18 protein-coding genes are annotated in these 18,286 nt (G+C 74.6%); 13 read left to right on the top strand and 5 right to left on the bottom strand.

Annotation, left to right across the window (positions count from 1 at the left end):
* Position 1 precedes the first annotated feature (1 nt).
* The 5 genes from aztB to treS all read left to right on the top strand — a co-directional run bounded on the left by aztB (position 2) and on the right by treS (position 6,232).
* Complete coding sequence (gene aztB / locus IEW90_RS00345) at positions 2–919, top strand: zinc ABC transporter permease AztB (protein ID WP_229679419.1); 918 nt, start codon at positions 2–4, stop codon at positions 917–919.
* A complete protein-coding gene (locus IEW90_RS00350) occupies positions 916–2,154 on the top strand; it encodes an ABC transporter (protein WP_188714834.1) in 1,239 nt (412 codons plus the stop codon). Before aztB ends, IEW90_RS00350 begins: the two co-directional genes overlap by 4 nt.
* On the top strand, positions 2,151–3,062 hold the full coding sequence (gene aztC, locus IEW90_RS00355; protein ID WP_188714836.1) for a zinc ABC transporter substrate-binding protein AztC: 912 nt from the start codon (positions 2,151–2,153) through the stop codon (positions 3,060–3,062). The genes IEW90_RS00350 and aztC overlap by 4 nt, the downstream gene beginning before the upstream one ends.
* A 72-nt stretch (positions 3,063–3,134) precedes the next feature.
* Positions 3,135–4,367, top strand: coding sequence for a hypothetical protein (locus IEW90_RS00360; RefSeq protein WP_188714838.1), 1,233 nt, complete (start codon positions 3,135–3,137; stop codon positions 4,365–4,367).
* 146 nt (positions 4,368–4,513) lie between these two features.
* Positions 4,514–6,232 (top strand): maltose alpha-D-glucosyltransferase, encoded by a 1,719-nt coding sequence (gene treS, locus IEW90_RS00365; RefSeq protein ID WP_188714840.1) that lies wholly within the window; start codon positions 4,514–4,516, stop codon positions 6,230–6,232.
* A 25-nt stretch (positions 6,233–6,257) separates the two neighbouring features.
* Here the strand turns inward: treS and IEW90_RS00370 are convergent, their stop codons facing one another.
* Both IEW90_RS00370 and IEW90_RS00375 read right to left on the bottom strand, forming a co-directional pair.
* Entirely contained in the window at positions 6,258–6,956 is a 699-nt protein-coding gene (locus tag IEW90_RS00370; RefSeq protein WP_188714844.1) for a GOLPH3/VPS74 family protein, read from the bottom strand.
* Positions 6,957–7,024: 68 nt separating this feature from the next.
* On the bottom strand, positions 7,025–8,074 hold the full coding sequence (locus IEW90_RS00375) for an Lrp/AsnC family transcriptional regulator (protein WP_188714846.1): 1,050 nt from the start codon (positions 8,072–8,074) through the stop codon (positions 7,025–7,027).
* A gap of 174 nt (positions 8,075–8,248) precedes the next feature.
* On the opposite strand from IEW90_RS00375, the gene IEW90_RS00380 reads away from it, so the two are divergent.
* Genes IEW90_RS00380 through IEW90_RS13755 form a run of 5 tightly spaced genes read left to right on the top strand, consistent with a single transcriptional unit; the run spans position 8,249 to position 13,434 of the window.
* Positions 8,249–9,151 (top strand): polysaccharide deacetylase family protein, encoded by a 903-nt coding sequence (locus IEW90_RS00380; protein ID WP_188714848.1) that lies wholly within the window; start codon positions 8,249–8,251, stop codon positions 9,149–9,151.
* A 23-nt stretch (positions 9,152–9,174) separates the two neighbouring features.
* Entirely contained in the window at positions 9,175–10,488 is a 1,314-nt protein-coding gene (locus IEW90_RS00385) for an MFS transporter (RefSeq protein WP_188714851.1), read from the top strand.
* A complete protein-coding gene (locus tag IEW90_RS00390) occupies positions 10,488–11,279 on the top strand; it encodes an SDR family NAD(P)-dependent oxidoreductase (RefSeq protein WP_188714853.1) in 792 nt (263 codons plus the stop codon). The genes IEW90_RS00385 and IEW90_RS00390 overlap by 1 nt, the downstream gene beginning before the upstream one ends.
* Entirely contained in the window at positions 11,276–12,283 is a 1,008-nt protein-coding gene (locus IEW90_RS13750) for a ketopantoate reductase family protein (RefSeq protein WP_229679420.1), read from the top strand. The genes IEW90_RS00390 and IEW90_RS13750 overlap by 4 nt, the downstream gene beginning before the upstream one ends.
* Complete coding sequence (locus IEW90_RS13755; RefSeq protein WP_229679421.1) at positions 12,280–13,434, top strand: M20 family metallopeptidase; 1,155 nt, start codon at positions 12,280–12,282, stop codon at positions 13,432–13,434. The genes IEW90_RS13750 and IEW90_RS13755 overlap by 4 nt, the downstream gene beginning before the upstream one ends.
* Positions 13,435–13,495: 61 nt before the next feature.
* Here the strand turns inward: IEW90_RS13755 and IEW90_RS00400 are convergent, their stop codons facing one another.
* Entirely contained in the window at positions 13,496–14,218 is a 723-nt protein-coding gene (locus tag IEW90_RS00400; RefSeq protein WP_188717959.1) for an RDD family protein, read from the bottom strand.
* Positions 14,219–14,358: 140 nt separating this feature from the next.
* Between IEW90_RS00400 and IEW90_RS00405 the strand changes: the two genes are divergently transcribed.
* On the top strand, positions 14,359–14,757 hold the full coding sequence (locus tag IEW90_RS00405) for a pyridoxamine 5'-phosphate oxidase family protein (RefSeq protein WP_188714856.1): 399 nt from the start codon (positions 14,359–14,361) through the stop codon (positions 14,755–14,757).
* A gap of 33 nt (positions 14,758–14,790) precedes the next feature.
* On the opposite strand, the gene IEW90_RS00410 is transcribed toward IEW90_RS00405, so the two are convergent.
* Positions 14,791–16,095: an MFS transporter gene (locus tag IEW90_RS00410; RefSeq protein ID WP_188714858.1), complete on the bottom strand. Its 1,305-nt coding sequence runs from the start codon at positions 16,093–16,095 to the stop codon at positions 14,791–14,793.
* Positions 16,096–16,119: 24 nt separating this feature from the next.
* Positions 16,120–16,599 carry a MarR family winged helix-turn-helix transcriptional regulator gene (locus tag IEW90_RS00415; RefSeq protein WP_188714860.1) on the bottom strand — a complete coding sequence of 160 codons (480 nt, stop codon included), beginning with the start codon at positions 16,597–16,599 and terminating at the stop codon, positions 16,120–16,122.
* Positions 16,600–16,692: 93 nt separating this feature from the next.
* Here IEW90_RS00415 and IEW90_RS00420 point away from each other — a divergent pair, with 93 nt between their 5' ends.
* Both IEW90_RS00420 and IEW90_RS00425 read left to right on the top strand, forming a co-directional pair.
* Positions 16,693–17,934: an inorganic phosphate transporter gene (locus IEW90_RS00420; protein WP_188714862.1), complete on the top strand. Its 1,242-nt coding sequence runs from the start codon at positions 16,693–16,695 to the stop codon at positions 17,932–17,934.
* On the top strand, positions 17,934–18,161 hold the full coding sequence (locus IEW90_RS00425) for a hypothetical protein (protein ID WP_188714864.1): 228 nt from the start codon (positions 17,934–17,936) through the stop codon (positions 18,159–18,161). The genes IEW90_RS00420 and IEW90_RS00425 overlap by 1 nt, the downstream gene beginning before the upstream one ends.
* Positions 18,162–18,286: the final 125 nt, after the last annotated feature.

Raw genomic sequence — 18,286 nt, forward strand, 5'->3', positions numbered from 1 at the left:
CGTGCCCCCCATCGACGCCACGCTGCTCGCGCCCTTCGAGACCGCCTTCTTCGGCCGCGCGCTGCTCGGCGGCGTGCTCGCCGCGGCGATCTGCGCGGTCGCCGGCGCCTGGGTGGTCGCCCGCGGCATGGCCTTCCTCGGCGAGGCGCTGGGCCACGGGATGCTCCCCGGCGTCGCGATCGCGACGCTCGTCGGTGGGCCGCCGCTGCTCGGCGCCGCCGCGAGCGCCGCGGCCATGGCGCTCGGCATCGGCTGGCTGACGCGCCGCAGGCGGCTGCGCGACGACACCGCGATCGGCATCGCCTTCGTCGGGATGCTCGCGCTGGGCGTCGTCGTCGTCTCCCGCTCCGGCAGCTTCGCCACCGACGCCACCGCGATCCTCTTCGGCGACGTGCTCGCCGTGCGCGAGCCCGAGCTGCTCGCGCTCGCCGCCGGGCTCGCCGCCACGCTCGTGCTCGCGGCGGTGCTGCACCGCCCCATCACGGCGCTCGCGTTCGACGAGCGCGTCGCCGCGACCCTCGGGATGCGCCCCGGCCTCGCCCGCGTCGGGCTCGCCGCGCTCGTCACGATCGCCGTCGTCGCCTCGTACCAGGCGGTCGGCACGCTGCTCGTGGTCGCGCTGCTCGTCGCCCCGCCCGCGGCCGCGTCGCTGTGGGCGCGCAGCATCCCGGCCGCCATGCTCGCCGGCGCCGGCATCGGCGCGGCGGCGGTGGCCGCCGGCCTCCTCGGCTCCTGGCACCTCGGCACCGCCGCCGGCGCCTCCATCGCGATCGCCGCCGTCGTCGCCTTCGCGCTCTCGCTCGCCCTGCGCTCGCTCGCCGACCGGCGGGCGCTCCCGGGCGCGCGCGCACCCCACGCCCCTGACCGATCGACCCGCACCGAGGCGCCGGAGCGCGCCCACGAGAGGAGCGCAGCGTGAGCCTGCGACCGTCCCGCCGACCGACCTCGACCGCCGCGAGGGCCGGCGTCGCCATCGCCGCCGCGCTCGCGCTGAGCGCCTGCGCCGGCGCCGGCGCCGGCGCGCAGCCTGCGCCGAGCGTCACCGCCTCCGCGAGCGAGGAGGCGCAGCCGCACGGCTTCGTCGAGGGCGCCGCCGAGCTCGCCGAGCCGCAGCGCCTGCTCGCCGCGGTCGACGCCGAGGGCGCCGTGCGCCTGCTCGACCCCGTCACCGAGGAGGTCGTGGAGCTCGGCGGCGTCGGCGCCGCGACGCACGTGGCCGACGACGGCCGCTTCCTCGCCGTCACGACCCCCGACGGCGTCGCGCTCGTCGACACCGGCGTCTGGACCGTCGACCACGGCGACCACGCCCACTACTACGCGGCCGAGCCCCGGATCGTCGGGACGCTCGACGCCGAGGGCCCGGTGGTGCTCCGCTCGACCGAGTCGACCACCGCGGTGCTCGCGGGCGACGCGGCGCTGCTGCTCGACCGCGCCGCGCTCGGCCAGGGCGAGATCGTCGAGACCGCGCGGCTCGAGGGCCTCGCGCCCGGCGGCTTCGCCGCCCCGCTCGGCGACGGCGCCGTCGTCGCCGCCCCGGGCGCCGTCGAGGTGCGCGACGCCGACGGCGTCGTGACGGCCTCCGAGCCCTGCACCGAGCCCGCCGGCGGCATCGTGACGCGCGTCGGCGCGGTCGTGGGCTGCGCCGAGGGCGCCGTGCTCGCGGTCGAGACGGAGGCGGGGGCCGACCTCGAGCGGATCGACCTCCCGGCCGGCACCGACGCCGCGCTCCGCCCGAGCGGCCTCGACATGCGGCCCGGCCGCGCGACGGCCGCCGCGGTGGCCGGCGACGCCGGCTACTGGCTGCTCGACACCCGCGAGCGCTCCTGGACGCTCGTCGAGACGGACGAGCCGCTCGTGCGCGTCGCGTCGGTCGACGACGCGGACGGGCACGTCGTGGGCATCGACGCGGCGGGCCGGGTCGTGGTGCACGACGGCGCGGGCGCGGAGATCGGCACCACCGATCCGGTGCTCGCCGATGCCCTCGCCGACCCGGTCGCCGCCGAGGCGCTGTCGCTCGAGGTCGACGCGAGCCGCGCCTACGCGCCGCTCGCGGCCGACGACGCCGTGCTCGAGATCGACTACGCCGACGGCGCGCGCATCGCGCGCACGCTCGCCGTGCCCTCGCCGCTCCACCTCGTCGAGGCCGGTCGATGAGCCGCCGCCGCGCCGCGCTCGCGCTCGGCCTCGCCGCCGCAGCCCTCGCGACCGCCGGGTGCACCGCATCCGCCGCCGACGCGCGGCCCAGCGTCGTCGTCACCACGAACATCCTCGGCGACGTCGTCGGCGAGCTCGTGGGCGAGCAGGCCGAGGTGCTCACCCTCATGCCGCCCGATGCCGACCCGCACTCGTTCGAGATATCGGCGCAGGAGGCCGCGGCGATGGAGCGCGCCGACCTCGTGGTCGCGAACGGCCTAGGGCTCGAGGAGGGGCTCGCCCAGCACGTCGCGACGGCCGAGGCGGCCGGGGTGCCGATCCTCGAGGCCGGCGACCACGTCGACGTGCTCGAGCACTCGAGCGCCGACGCGTCCGGCCCCGACCCGCACTTCTGGACCGACCCGGCGCAGATGCGCGCCGTGGTCGGGGCGCTCGAGGAGGCGCTCGCCGGCATCGACGGGATCGACGCCGCCGCGCTCGCCGGGGCCGCCGACGCCTACGACGGCGAGCTCGCCGCGCTCGAGGCCGACCTCGAGGCGCGCTTCGCCGCGATCCCCGACGAGCGCCGCGCGCTCGTGACGAACCACCACGTCTTCGGCTACCTCGCCGAGCGCTACGGGTTCCGGCTCGTCGGCGCCGTCGTGCCGGGCGGCACCACGCTCGCCGCGCCGAGCGCGAGCGACCTCGCGGGCCTCGCGGACGCCATCCGCGAGGCGGGCGTGCCCGTGATCTTCGCCGAGTCGTCGCAGCCCGACCGGCTCGTGCAGGTGCTCGCCGAGGAGGCGGGCGTCGACGTCCGCGTCGAGACGCTCTTCACCGAGTCGCTGACGGCACCCGGCGGCGGCGCCGAGACCTATCTCCAGATGCAGCAGGCCAATGCCGACCGCATCGAGGCCGCGCTCGGCTGACGCCGGCGTCCCGTCCCCGGACGGCCCAGTCCCACACCGCGGTCGCCCGACCGCATCCCCAGAGAGGAACCCATGCACACCACGACCCCCACCCGGTCGACCCGACGCCGGGCGGCAGCGCTCGGCCTCGCGACCGCCGCGGCCATCGCGCTCGCCGGCTGCACGAGCGCCGCGGCGCCCGCCGACGAGACCGCGCCCGCGGCCTCGGGCACGGCCGCCGAGGCGGGCGCCCGCCTCGCGATCGCCTACGACGGCGGCATCGCCGTCCTCGACGCGGTGACCCTCGAGCAGCTCGCCGACATCCCGCTCGACGGCTTCAACCGCCTCAACACCGCAGGCGACGGCCAGCACGCGTTCGTCACCACCGAGGGCGGCTTCCAGGTGCTCTCGACCGGCGCCGACGGCACCGAGCCCGAGCTCACCGACACGATGTTCGAGGCGACCACGCCCGGCCACGTCGTCCGTCACGAGGGCCGCACGGTGCTCTTCGACGACGGCACGGGCGACTTCTGGGCGTTCGACACCGACGCGCTGCTCGAGGCCGACGGCCTGCCGGAGACGACCGAGTTCACCTCGGAGGCAGCGCACCACGGCGTCGCCGTCGAGCTCGCCGACGGCACGCTGCTCTCGACCCTCGGCGACAGCGAGGGCCGCACGGGCGTCCGCGTGCTCGACGCCGACGGCACCGAGACCGACCGCTTCGAGTCGTGCCCCTCGGTCCACGGCGAGGGCGTCGCGGCCGACGAGGCCGTGCTCTTCGGCTGCGAGGACGGCGTGCTCACCTACGTCGACGGCGCGTTCGCCAAGCTCGAGAGCCCGGACGAGTTCGGCCGCGTCGGCAACGCGTACGTCACCGACTCGTCGGCGATCGCGGTCGTCGACTACAGGGACGACCCGGATGCGGAGGGCTCGCTCCTGCACCGCGTCGGCTTCGTCGACACCGCGAAGGCGGACCTCGACGGCGCGCAGCTCGACGTGCTCGACCTGCCCGAGGGCGTCGAGTACACCTGGCGCGGCATCGGCCGCGACGGCGAGGACGCCGCCTGGCTCCTCGGCACCGACGGCGCGCTGCACCGCATCGACGTCGAGGCGCAGGAGATCACGGCCTCGTACCCGGTCATCGAGGCCTGGGAGGGCCCGGCCGAGTGGCAGGAGGCGCACCCCGCGCTCGTCGTCGACGGCGAGTTCGCGATCGTGACCGAGCCGGCGTCGAACGCCGTCCACCGGGTCGACCTCGTCACGGGCGAGGTCGTCGCGACCGGCGAGATCGCCGGCGCGCCGAACGAGCTCGCGCTCGCCGGCTGACGCCGCGCGCCCGCGTTCGCGTCCGAGGCGCCGGTCCCGCACCCGCGGGGCCGGCGCCTCGCCGTTGCTGTGCGCACGCCGTGCGCCCACGGCGGCATCCGTGATTGGCTGGGGCGTCCGTACGCGTACGACTCGAGGAGACTCGCATGTCCTACCCCATGACCTCGCCCATCCCGATCATCGGCGGCAACGTGCCCGGCCTCGCCCTCGATCGCGACTGGCACCGCAAGAGCGTCTTCTACGAGGTCATGGTGCGGTCGTTCGTCGACTCGAACGGCGACGGGTTCGGCGACTTCCAGGGGCTCACGTCGAAGCTCGACTACCTGCAGTGGCTCGGCATCGACGGCATCTGGGTGCCGCCGTTCTTCCAGTCGCCGCTGCGCGACGGCGGCTACGACGTCTCCGACTACAAGGCCGTGCTGCCCGAGTACGGCACGATCGACGACTTCCGGCACTTCGTGGCCGAGGCGCACGCGCGCAACATGCGCGTGATGATCGACCTCCCGATCAACCACACCTCCGACCAGCACCCCTGGTTCCTGGCCTCCCGCGAGGACCCGGAGGGCCCCTACGGCGACTTCTACGTGTGGCGCGACACCGACGAGGGCTACCCCAACGTCCGCATCATCTTCGTCGACACCGAGGAGTCGAACTGGGCGTTCGACAGCGTGCGCCGGCAGTTCTACTGGCACCGCTTCTTCTCGCACCAGCCCGACCTCAACTTCGAGAACCCGGCGGTGCACGAGGCCGTCGAGGACACCCTGCGGTTCTGGCTCGACCTGGGCGTCGACGGCATCCGCCTCGACGCCATCCCGTACCTGTACGAGTCGGAGGAGGGCAACGGCGAGTCGGAGCCCGCGACGCACGAGTACATCCGGCACCTGCGCCGCATGGTCGACGACGAGTACCCGGGCCGCGTGCTCATCGCCGAGGCCAACCAGTGGCCCGCCGAGACGGCCGCCTACTTCGGCACGGCCGAGGAGCCCGAGTGCCACATGGCGTTCGACTTCCCGACGATGCCCCGCATCTTCTACTCGCTGCGCGCGCAGAACGCGCTCGAGCTCAAGCGCATCCTCGCCGAGCAGGTCGAGGTGCCGCCCGGCGCCACGTGGGGCGTGTTCCTGCGCAACCACGACGAGCTGACGCTCGAGATGGTGAGCGAGGAGTACCGGCAGGCGATGTACGGCTGGTACGCCTACGACCCGCGGATGCGGTCGAACGTCGGCATCCGCCGCCGCCTCGCGTCGCTGCTGGACAACTCGCGCGCCGAGCTCGAGCTCGCCAACGCCCTGCTGCTGTCCCTGCCCGGCTCGCCGTTCCTCTACTACGGCGACGAGATCGGGATGGGCGACAACATCTGGCTCGACGACCGCGACGCCTCGCGCACGCCGATGCAGTGGACCCCCGACCGCAACGCCGGCTTCTCGGCCGCCGACCCGGGCAAGCTGTTCCTGCCGGTCGTGCAGTCGCTCGTCTACCACTACGCCGCGGTGAACGTGGAGTCGCAGATGGCGCAGTCGACGAGCCTCCTGCACTGGATGCGGTCGGTGCTGCACGTGCGGCGGGCGCACCCCGTGTTCGGCCTCGGCGACATCACCGTGCTCGACACCGACAACGAGGCCGTGCTCGCGTTCGTGCGCTCCTACGAGGGCGACGGCTCCTACGCGGGTCCGCGCGCCGAGCAGGTGCTGTGCGTGTTCTCGTTCAGCCACAACCCGGTGCACGTGACGATCGACGCGCCGCAGTTCGCCGGCAAGCAGATGCACGACCTCTTCGGCGGCGGGGCGTTCCCGACCGTCGCGGAGGACGGCCGCTTCTCGCTCACCTTCGGCACGCAGTCGTTCTACTGGCTCGGCCTCTCGTAGCGCGCGGCTGCCGCGGGCGCCGCGGCTAGCTGCTCGTCGCGGCGGGCATGATGACGGTCGTGATCATCACGGCCGTCATCGCCGACTGCAGCGAGGCGAGCGAGCGGCGCACCTCGGCGCTCGCCCACGAGCCGGCCGCGAGCTCCTCGCCGCGAGCGCGCAGCGCGTCCGCGGGGAGGTCGGGGAAGGCCTTCGGCAGCGCGTCGGCGCCGTGCAGGATGCCGAGCGCGGCGTCGACCGGCTCGTCGTCGTCCGCGCCGGCGAGCACCTCGCGGGCGCGCGCCTGCAGGGCATCCTCGACCTCGCGGCGGTCGCCGCGCTCCCAGCGCTCGCGCCAGGCGAGGCCGAGGAAGCGGTCCTGCTGGCGCGCGAGCACGCCGAGCTCGGCGAAGTCGTCGAGCAGCTGCCGCCGCACCTTGCCGCTCGGGGACCCCGGTCCGCCGAAGCCGGCGACGATCTGCAGCGCCGGCGTGGGGGTGCGGCCGACGATGCGCTCGACGATCGGCTCGAGGCGCGGATCCGTCGCACCCGCTGCCGAGACCAGCCGGCCAGGCTTCGCGCCCGGCTCCCCCTCGCCCGCGACCCGCAGCCTGCCGTCGACGAGCAGCTGCGCGATGGCCGCGGCCGCCATCGCGGTGCCGAGCGTGCCGTCGTCGAGGATGGCGGTGCCCCGCTCGTCGTCGAGCGCGAGCAGCAGCAGGGCTTCGGGGATGGTCAGGTCCATGCCCTCGACGCTACGGGTGCGCGCGGGCGGGCGCCTCCCCCGGGCGGCGGATCGGGGAACGCGGACGGTCAGCGCCGGATGACGTCGGGCACCTGGTCGCCGAGGCGCATGCCGTCGCGGTCGATCCAGTAGCGACGCGCGAGGCGGAGGCCCGCGACGCTCGACATCGACCGCAGACCGGGCAGCGCGCCCAGGTCGTCGCGCAGGAAGCGGGCGAGCGCCTCGGGGCCCTGGAAGACGCCGGCGAGGCTCACGGGCGAGTCGCCCGTGACGGTGCTGAGCAGGCGCACGTTCGGGTGCGCCGCGAGCGTGTCGAGGGTGCCGCGGATGTCGCGCGGGCGCACGTCGATCGTGACGATCGCGTTGAGCGCGTAGCCGATCAGATCCGGCTGGATCTCGACGCGCGGCGTGACCGCGCCGGTCGCCAGCAGCCGCCGGATCGCGCGCGCCGCCGTCGAGGGCGAGACGCCGAGCGTGCGCCCCACCTCGGCCGCCGAGACGCGCCCGTTGACGCTCAGCTCGCGCATGGTCTGGAACTCGAGCTCCGAGAGCTCGTCGAGGTCGAGCACGGGCGTCTCGGGCTCGACCGCGGCGTGCTCCTCGAGCGCGCGCACCTGGTCGTCGTCGAGGCGCTCGAACCGCCACGACTGCCCGACCTTCGCGGGCTCGAGGATCATGCGGCTGTCGATGGCGCGGATCCCGGGGATCGAGGGGATGCGGGCGGCGAGCAGCTCCTCGTGGTCGGAGCCGCGGAGCGGGAAGAGGTTGGCGTAGATGTCGGCGGGCCCGCTCGTGTGGATGACGAACTGCACGTCCGGGATCTCGAGGAGCGCGGCGAGCACCGCCCGCGACTGCCCGGGCGCCGAGGTGATCCAGAGCTCGAAGGGGTTGCTCGAGGTGATGAGCTGCCACGCCGCGCGGCCGACGACGCGCAGGAGGCGGTCGTCCTGCAGGCGCGCGAGGCGACGGCTCGCGGTCGAGGTGGGCACGCCGATGATGTCGGCGAGCGCGGCCGTGGGCACGCGGGGCGCGACGTGCAGCGCGGCGACGAGGTCGAGGTCGGTGCCGTCCAGGCGCGGCGACGGCGGGGCGACGACGCGGGGGGCGGAGGGCTGCACGCGGCCACCCTATCCGGGCGTCGCAGGCGGCACGAGGGCCGCATGACCGGTTCGACCGTTGCACAACCGAAACATGACGGAAATCACCATCAGCGTTGCGCATGGTTGCATTTCTGCTTACAGTGGCCTCCATCGACCCCGACGGAGGAGTCGACCGCGCCGAAGGGAAGCCCCATGGGAACCGACCGACAGCCCTGGCAGTGGAGCGAGCCGGAGTGGCGCGCGCACGTCGAGCACGTGCGCGCCGGCCGCAGCCTCGTGGCACCCGACCGCGCGCAGCGCTGGCCCGGCGGCGCCGCCGTCGCCGTCGCGATCTCGTTCGACTCGGATCACGAGACGCCTGCCCTCCGCGACGGCGAGACCTCCCCCGGCCGCATGGCGCAGGGCGAGTACGGCGCGCGCGTGGCCGTGCCGCGCATCATGGAGCTCCTCCGCCGCCACGAGGCGCCCGCCTCCTTCTACATCCCCGCCGTGTGCGCGCTCCTGCGCCCCGACGAGGCGCCCGGCTACGTCGAGGCCGGCCACGAGGTCGCCGTGCACGGCTGGATCCACGAGCGCAACACCGCCCTCCCGCGCGAGGCGGAGCTCGACCTCGTCGCCCGCAGCCTCGACGTGCTCGAGGCGCAGACGGGCGTCCGCCCCGTCGGCATCCGCACGCCCTCCTGGGACTTCTCGGCCGACACCCTCAGCGTCATCCGCGAGCTCGGCCTCGCCTACGACTCCTCGCTCATGGCCGACTCGGAGCCCTACGAGCTCCTCGAGCGGGGCGAGCGCACGGGCGTCGTCGAGATCCCCGTCGAGTGGATCCGCGACGACGCGCCGTACCTGATGATGGACCGCTTCGGCGGCCTCCGCCCCCACATGCCCCCGCGCCAGCTCCTCCAGATCTGGATCGACGAGTACGACGCCGCCCGCGCGGAGGGCGGCCTCTTCCAGCTCACCCTGCACCCGCACATCATCGGGCACCGCTCGCGGATCCGGATCCTGGACGACCTCCTGGCCCACATCCGCGCCACCGGCGACGCCTGGATCGGCACCCACGCCGACCTCGCCGACCACGTCCGCGCACAGCTCTGAACCCTCCAGCGAGAGAGACAGCCATGACCACCACCACCGAGACCGTCCACGCGACGAAGCTCAGCAAGAAGGGCCGCAAGGCGATCGTCGCCGGCTCGATCGGCAACGCCGTCGAGTGGGTCGACTGGGCGATCTACACGACCTTCTCGTCGATCTTCGCCCACCACTTCTTCCCGCCGGGCAACGACGCCGCCGCCCTGCTGTCGACCCTCGCGATCTTCGCGGTCGGCTTCGTCATGCGCCCCGTCGGCGCCGCCGTCATGGGCGCGTACGCCGACCGCCACGGCCGCAAGAAGGGCCTCGTGCTCACGATCGGCCTCATGGCGGCGGCGACGCTCGTCATCGGCCTCTCGCCCACCTTCGACCAGGTCGGCATCGTCGCGCCGCTGCTGCTCGTGCTCGCCCGCATGGTGCAGGGCTTCGCCGCCGGCGGCGAGTTCGGCTCCTCCTCGGCCTTCCTCGTCGAGTCGGCCGCCCCCTCGCGCCGCGCCTTCGCGGGCTCGTGGCAGCAGGTGTCGGTCGGCGCCGGCGTCCTCATCGCGTCCGGCATCGGCGCGATCATCACGTCGTCGCTGCCGGCGGAGGCCGTCGACAGCTGGGGCTGGCGCCTCGCCTTCGTCATCGCCGCCTCGCTCGGCTTCGTCGGCCTGTGGCTGCGCCGCTCGGTCGAGGACACCGACTCGTTCGAGGTCGCGAAGAGCCGCAACGAGGCCAACCACGCCGCGGGGGACCGCCGCAACTCGTTCCTGCGCATGTTCAAGGAGCACCCGAAGGCCGTCGCCCGCGTCTTCGGCATCACGATCGCCGGCACGCTGCTCTACTACATGTGGGTCAGCTACATGCCGACGTACGCGGCCGTCACGACGGGCATCCCGCTGTCGGAGGCGCTGCTCGCCAACGTCATCGCGATGATCGTCTTCCTGACGCTCCTGCCGTTCGCCGGCATCCTCTCCGACAGGATCGGCCGCAAGCCCACGATGGCGGCCTTCGCCGGCGGCTTCCTCATCTTCGCCTGGCCCGCCTTCCAGATCATCGGCGGCGGCTTCTGGGCGCTGCTGCTCGTCGAGATCATCGGCATCGTGCTGCTCCTCGGCTACTCGGCGAACTGCGCCGTCATCATGGCCGAGCAGTTCCCGCCGGAGGTCCGCGCGAGCGGCATCGGCGTCCCCTACGCCCTCGCGGTCGCGCTCTTCGGCGGCACCGCGCCGTACATCACGACGTGGATGAACACGGCGGGCCTCGGCGGCTGGGTGTGGCTCTACGCCTCGGTCGCGGCGGCCATCGGCCTCGCGGTCTACCTCACGATGCCCGAGACGAAGGGCAAGGTGCTCGACTGATGCGGCACGTGCTCGTCACCGGCGCCGGCAGCGGCATCGGCCTCGAGATCGCCCGCTCGTTCGCGCGGCTCGGCGACGCGCTCACGCTGGTCGACCTGCACGCAGCGCCCCTCGAGGAGGCCGCCGCGGCGGCCCTCGAGGCGGGCGCGGCGAGCGCGACGACGATCGCCGCCGACCTGCGCGGGCCCGACGCGGCGGAGGCCGTGGTCGCCGAGGCGTGGGCGGCGGCCCCGGTCGACGTGCTCGTCTCGAGCGCCGGCGTCTACCCCGCCACCCCGTTCCTCGAGCTCGACGCGACCACCTGGGACCTCGTGCTCGACATCAACACCAGGGCGCCCGTGCTGCTCGCGGTCGCGCTCGCGCGCCGCGCGATCGAGGCCGGGCGGCCGGCGAGCGTCGTGAGCATCTCGTCGGGCGCGGCCCTCCGCGCCCGACCGGGCGCGGCGCCCTACTCGACGTCGAAGGCGGCCCTCGAGGCGGCCACCCGGGCCGCGGCCCTCGAGCTCGGCCCGCACGGCATCCGCGTCAACGCGGTCTCGCCCGGCTTCGTCGAGGTCGGCAGCGCCGTGAACCCCGTCACCGACGAGTACGCGGCCGCGGTCGGCGACACCCCGCTCGGCCGCCGCGGCCGCCCCGACGACATCGCCAGGGCGGTCGTCTGGATCGCCGGCGACGAGGCGGCATGGATCACCGGGGAGGTGCTGCGCGTCGACGGCGGATCGTCGACCGGCGCCTGGCACCTGCCCCAGCACTGGACGGCCATCGGCCAGGAGGAGGACGCACAGGCATGACCTCGCAGTACACGATCGTCGGCGCGGGAGCGATCGGCGGCACCCTCGCGGTGCACCTGCACCACGCGGGCGCCGACGTGCGGCTCGTCGACGCCGACCCCGAGCACGTCGCAGCGGTGCGCGAGCACGGCATGCGCATCCAGCACCCCGGCGGCGAGCTCTCTGCCCGCCTGCCGATCTCGACGCCCGAGGAGGCCCCCGACGAGCTCGGCGCGGTGCTCCTCGCCGTGAAGGCGCAGGCGACCGACGCGGTCGCGGCGTGGATCGCGCCCCGGCTCGCCGCCGACGGCTGGGTCGCATCGATGCAGAACGGGCTCAACGAGGCGACCATCGCCGCGCACGTCGGGCCCGAGCGCACCGTCGCGGCGTTCGTCGACCTGTTCGCCGACGTCGTGGCGCCCGGCGTCGTCAAGGACGGCGGGATCGGCGCGATCGCGCTCGGCGACTTCGCCGGCGGGGCGAGCGAGCGCGTCGAGCGGCTCGCGCACGACCTCCGGCACTGGGGCGAGCCGATCGTCACCGCGAACGTCGAGGGCTTCCTGTGGTCGAAGCTCGGCTTCGGCGCGATGCTCGTCGCCAGCGCCCTCGCCGACGCCGACATGGGCGACCTCATCGACCGCCACCGCGCAGGCATGCACGCGCTCGTGCGCGAGGTGCTCTCGGTCGCGGTCGCCGAGGGCGTCGAGCTCGAGGGCTTCGACGCCTTCGTGCCCGGCGAGTACCTCGCCGACGAGGCGCGCGCCGACGCCGCGACCGACGGCCTCGTCGCGTGGCTCGCGACCCAGACGAAGAAGCGCTCGGGCATCTGGCGCGACATCGCCGTGCGCGGCCGCCGCACCGAGGTGCCGACCCAGTACGGGCCGGTCGTGGAGGCGGGGGCCCGCCACGGCATCCCCACGCCGCTGACCGCCTGGCTCGTCGATGCGATCGGCAGGCTCGAGACCGGCGCGATGCCCATGGACGAGGCGCACCTCGACGAGCTCGACCGGCTGGCCGCCGCATGAGCGGGCTGCGGGAGCGCGCCGAGGGCGCGCGGCGGACGCTCGTCGCCGACCTCACCGAGTACCTCGAGCAGGAGACGCCGTCCGACGACCTGGCCGCGCTCGCGGCCGGCCTCGGCTGGGTGCGCGCGTGGATCGCCGAGCGGCTCGGCCCCGCCGACGCCGAGCGCACCGTGCCCGGCGGCGCGTACGGCGACATCGCGGTGCTCGACCTCGCCGCGAGCGGCGGCGGCACGGGCACGGTCGCGATCCTCGCCCACTACGACACCGTCTGGCCGCTCGGCACGCTCGCCGGCTGGCCGGTGACGATCGACGGCGACCGCCTCACGGGCCCCGGCGCCTTCGACATGAAGGCGGGGCTCGTGCAGGCGGTGCACGCGATCCGCATCGCCCGCGACGCGGGGCTGCCGCTGCCCGCGATCCGGCTCGTGCTCAACGGCGACGAGGAGATCGGCTCGCCCGCCTCGCGGCCCGTCATCGAGGATGCCGTGGCCGGCTGCGACGCCGTGCTCGTCTTCGAGGCGAGCGCGCAGGGCGCGCTGAAGACGGCGCGGAAGGGCGTCGGCATCTTTGAGGTCACGACGCGCGGCATCGAGGGCCACGCCGGGCTCGACCCCGAGCGCGGCGTGAGCGCGATCGACGAGATGGCCCGGGCGGTGCTGGCGCTGCATGGCGCCGCCGACCTGGCCGCGGGCACGAGCGTCAACGTGGGCACGCTGCAGGGCGGCTCGCGCTCCAACGTCACGGCCGGCCTCGCGACGGCGCTCGTCGACGTGCGGGTGACCGACGAGGACGAGATGGCCAGGATCGACGAGGCGCTCTCGGCGCTCGCACCGCACCGCGAGGGCGCGCGGCTCGACGTCGCGGGCGGCTGGAACCGGCCGGTCATGCCCCGCTCCGAGGGCACCGCGCAGCTCTTCTGCCTCGCGCAGCGCGCGGCCGAGCAGGTCGGCACGACGGTCGAGGAGATCTCGGTGGGCGGCGCGAGCGACGGCAACTTCGCCGCGGCGCTCGGCCTGCCGGTGCTCGACGGACTGGGCGCCGTCGGCGACGGCGCGCACGCGCGGCACGAGTGGGTGAGCATCGACGGGATGGTCGAGCGGACCGCTGTCGCCGCGGCGCTGCTCGCGCTGCTGGGCGACCCGGCACGCTGACGCACCCTCCCCGCACGGCGACGGCCCCGCTCCATCCGGAGCGGGGCCGTCGCCGTGGCGCTCAGCGGGCGCGGACGACGAGCGTGCGCGCAGCCTTGTCGTGGATCGCCTGGCCCTCCTTGTCCCACAGCGGGAACAGGTGGTCGACGATCGTGAAGATGCTCGCGATGAGGCCGACGCCCGGGATGGCCGTGAGGAGCTGCGGCCCGCCCTGCTGCACGATCCAGCGCACGAGCGCGGCGCGGGGCGTGGGGCGCCGGTCCTCGTCGACCATCCGCACCCGGATGCCGACGAGCCGCTTGCCGGGGGTCTGGCCGGTCGCGACGTGGAAGCCGACGTTGTAGAGGAGGTGCGCGACCAGGATCGCGAGCGTGAGGCCGGTGCCGAACCCGCTGCCGGGCGCGAGCATGGCCTCCGCCTCCGCCATCGCGGTCTCGTCGCCGTCGACGGCGCGGCTCATGAGGTCGAAGTAGCCGAAGGCGCCGAGCAGCACGAGCGAGAGCACGACGAACGGCACGAGGTCGATGAGCCAGGCACCCAGGCGCGCGCTCCAGCTGGCGCGCACGCCGCCGTCGGCGGTGCGGGGCGCCCCGGCCCCGGCGTAGCCGGAGGGGCGCGGCTCGCTGCGCTCTGCCCAGGCGGGCGCCGCGGGGGCGTGCCCGGCGGCCTGGTGCTGCGGCGCCTCGCGCGTCTGCGCGAGCCACTGCCCGCCGTCCCACCATCGCTCGGTGCCGGGCAGGGCGGCGTAGGGGTCCGGGTACCACCCGGCGGGCTGCTCGCTCATGCCTCCGATCGTAGGCGGCGCGGCCGTGGCGCGCGGAGGCCGCGGCGCCGTCCCTGATCGCTGCCAGCGGACGCGCGCGCCAGCGCCCGTCGCGTAGCGTCGGGAGCGGCCGCGAGCCGCGGCCCGGACGGAGGAGCAGCATGCAGTCGTGGGATGAGGTGGCGCCCCGGTTCGCGGAGCCGACGATCGGGCACCTGGCGACGCTCGAGCCGGACGGCTCGCCCAACTCCGTGCCCGTCTGGGTGCACCGGGAGGGGCCGGACCACCTGGCGCTCTTCTCGATCGCCGGGCAGCGGAAGGACCGCAACATCGTGCGCGACCCGCGCGTCTCCATCTCGGTGACGCGCGCCGGCGACGACTACGCGCCGGCCGCCGTGCGCGGCGAGGTGGTCGAGCGCATCGAGGGCGAGCGCGCGAAGGCGATCGTCGACCGCATCTCCGAGCTCTACACCGGCGGCCCGTACACGGAGGAGGGCGACTACGTCGCCTACCTCGTGCGCCCCACGGCGTGGTGGGCGCGCGGCTACGACAGCCCCTGACGGCGGACGCGGCCCGGCCGAGGTCGTCGTCGGTCAGCGCCGCTCGACCGGCACCTCCGCCGGGCTGTCGCCCGCGATCTCGGGCAGCACCACCGCCGACGAGCCCTCCACCGCCTCCTCGACCCGCCTCCCGACGGCGAGCAGCAGCCCGACCGCGCCGAGGAGCGCGACGACGCCGAACCAGAACGGCAGGTGGATGCTCACGGCCGCGCCCACGAGGCCCGCGACGAGCGGCGCGAGACCGCCGCCGAGGAAGCGCACGAAGCTGTAGGCGGCGCTCGCCACCGGCCGCTCGACCGGCGCGACCTGCATGACCGCCTGCGTGACGAGCGTGTTGTTGAGGCCGGATGCTGCGCCCGAGATGACGATCGTCGTGATGAGCACGGCCGGCACGTCGGTCCAGGCGGCCATCACGGCGAGGTCGATCGCCATCGCCACGAACGTGCCGACGAGCACCGGCACGAGCCCGAATCGGCGCTCGAGGCGCGGCGCGACCGCCACGGCGAAGACGGCCACGAGCAGGCCCCAGCCGAAGAAGATGCCGCCGAGCGCGATCGCGTCGAGCCCCAGCACGAGCGGCGCGTACGCGAGCACGGTGAAGAACGCCCAGTTGTAGAGGAGCGCGACGAGGCTCAGCACGAGCAGGCCGCGGTGGCGGAGCGCCTTGAGCGGCTCGAGCACGCCGATCGGGCGCGGGGCCGTGCGGGTCGACGGCACGAACAGCAGCGTGCCGACGAGGCCGACGAGCATGAGCGCCGAGACGCCGAGGAACGGCCACTGCCAGCCGATCGAGCCGAGCAGGCCGCCGAGCAGCGGGCCGACGGCGATGCCGATGCCCATCGCGGCCTCGTAGATCGCGATCGCGCCCGGCACGCCGCCCGTGGCGCTGCCGACGATGACGGCGAGGCTCGTGGCGATGAAGAGGGCGTTGCCGAGCCCCCAGCCCGCGCGGAAGCCGACCATCGCGCCGATCGTCGGCGAGAGGGCCGCGAGCGCCGCGAAGGCGACGATGATGACGAGGCCGAGCACGAGCGTGCGCCGGCCTCCGATCCGGCTCGACACCCATCCGGTGATGAGCATCGCGACCGCCGTGACGAGCAGGTAGCTCGTGAAGAGCAGCTCGACCTCGGCGTGGGAGGCGTGCATCTGCTCGCCGATCGCGGGGAGGATCGGGTCGACGAAGCCGATGCCCATGAACGAGATGACGCAGGCGAAGGCGACCGCCCAGACCGCGCGGGGCTGCTGGACCCGGCCGCGGGGGCTGTCGGATGCGGATGCTGTCTCGGATGCGGATGCGCGGGCGCGCGCGGGTGCGGGTGCGTTCGGCACGGATGCCATGGGACTCCTCGTCTCGGCCGCGCGTCAGCGCGGCGGGTGGACGGCGTCGGCGGCGTCCGCGAGCCGCTCGAGCGCGGGGAGCGCCCGGGCGATCGCGCCGGCGTCGTCGGCGTCGAGGGTGGTGAGCACGGCGGCGATGGTCGCCGCGCGGGCGGCGATGCGCTCGCCCGAGAGGGCGCGGCCCGCCGCGGTGATGGTGATGCGCGTGGCGCGGCCGTCGACGGGGTCGGGCGCGCGCTCGACGAGGCCGTCGGCCTCGAGCGCCTGCACGATCTGCGTCATGGCCGGCTGGCTCACGCGCTCGCCCGCCGCGAGCGCGCCGAGGCGCTGCGGGCCCCGCTCGACGAGCGTGTAGAGCGTCGAGGCACGGGCGGGGCTGAGCGCACCGGGCAGCTCGGTGCGCCGGTGCATCCGCACGATGCGGTCGATCGCAGTGCCGAGGCGAGCGGTGTCGACCGTGGTCGGCGCTGCGGCCCCCGCCGCCTCGTCCCGCTCGTCATGCATGCACCAATCATATAAGCGTCTTATGCATCTGTCCAGCGCCGTCCCCCGGCCGCCGCGTTGGACGCAGGCCCCCTCGTGGTGAAGACTGTGCCGGTGACCGAACTCGCGATCCTCGTGATCGTCGTCCTCGTGGCCCTCGCCTTCGACTTCACGAACGGCTTCCACGACACGGCGAACGCCATGGCACCCTCCGTGGCCACCGGGGCGCTGAAGCCCAAGGCGGCGGTGGCCCTGTCGGCCTCCCTCAACCTCGTCGGCGCGTTCCTGTCGATCGAGGTGGCCCGCACCGTCGGATCCGGCATCGTCGACCTCACGGGCGTCGACGGCGAGAGCCTCATGCTCATCGTGCTCTGCGGCCTCACGGGCGCGATCATCTGGAACGTGCTCACGTGGCTGTTCGGCCTCCCGAGCTCGTCGAGCCACGCGCTCTTCGGCGGCCTCATCGGCGCGACGATCGCCGCGCTCGGCATCACGGGCGTCCTGTGGGGCGGCGTCGCGCAGAAGATCCTCATCCCGGCGCTGCTCGCGCCCGTCATCGCCGGGCTCGTCGCGTTCACCGGCACGTGGCTCGTGCACCGCGCCACCCGGCGCATCAGCGAGCGCTCGGAGCGCAAGGACTTCCGCTGGGGGCAGATCGGCGCCGCGTCGCTCATGTCGCTCGCGCACGGCACGAACGACGCGCAGAAGACGATGGGCGTCATCTTCCTCGCGCTCGTCGCGCACGGCACGCTCGACCCGGAGGCCGACATGCCGCTCTGGGTGCGCGTGGTCTGCGCCGTGGCGATCGCCGCCGGCACCTACATGGGCGGCTGGCGCGTCATCCGCACGCTCGGCAAGGGCATCGTCGACATCTCGCCCCGGCAGGGCATGTCGGCCGACTTCTCGAGCGCCTCGATCATCCTCACCTCGAGCCACCTCGGGCTGCCGCTGTCGACGACGCACGTCGCCTCCGGCTCGGTCATCGGCTCCGGCATGGCGCGCACCGACGCGAAGGTGCGCTGGTCGGTGGCGCGCCGGATGCTCGTCGCGTGGCTCATCACGCTGCCCGCGGCCGGCGCGGTCGGCGCCGCCTGCTTCCTGCTCGCCGGCCTGTTCGGCCACCTGTGGGGCTCGATCGTCGTCACCGCGATCCTCATCGCGGCGTGCGCGGCGATGTGGCTGCGCTCGCGCGCGAGCCACGTCGGCCACCACAACGTCGCCGACGAGTGGGAGCAGCCGAAGAAGGAGCGCAAGCGCGAGATCGACCGCGAGCTGAGCGCCGTCGCGTCGGGCATCGCGCCCGTCTCGCGGCCCCGCAAGCGCAAGAAGCGCAAGGATCGCGGAGGGGACCGCTGATGGGCTTCGACCTCGGGGCGCTCGGCGTCGCCATCGTCTCGGTGCTCACCGTCGGGCTGCTGCTCGGCGCCGGCATCCCGCTCGTCTACGCGCTCGGCATCCGCTCGATCGAGAGCGAGCGGCCCGGCTCGACCGCCGTCGGCCGCGCACTGCTGGCGCTGTGCGTCGTGCTCGCGCTCGCCGGCATCGTCGTCATCGTCTTCGGCAAGCAGCTCTTCGGCATCTGAGGCCGCGCGGGGCGCGCCGCCCGGCCTGCCGCACTGCGCCGACCTCCGCACTGCGCCGACCTCCGCCTCCGGCTCCTCCGTTCGTGGACCCGATGCTGACTCGTGGACCCGAACGATCGGGTCCA

It is taken from the genome of Agrococcus terreus, from assembly GCF_014645235.1.
GTDB classification, from domain to species: Bacteria; Actinomycetota; Actinomycetes; order Actinomycetales; family Microbacteriaceae; genus Agrococcus; species Agrococcus terreus.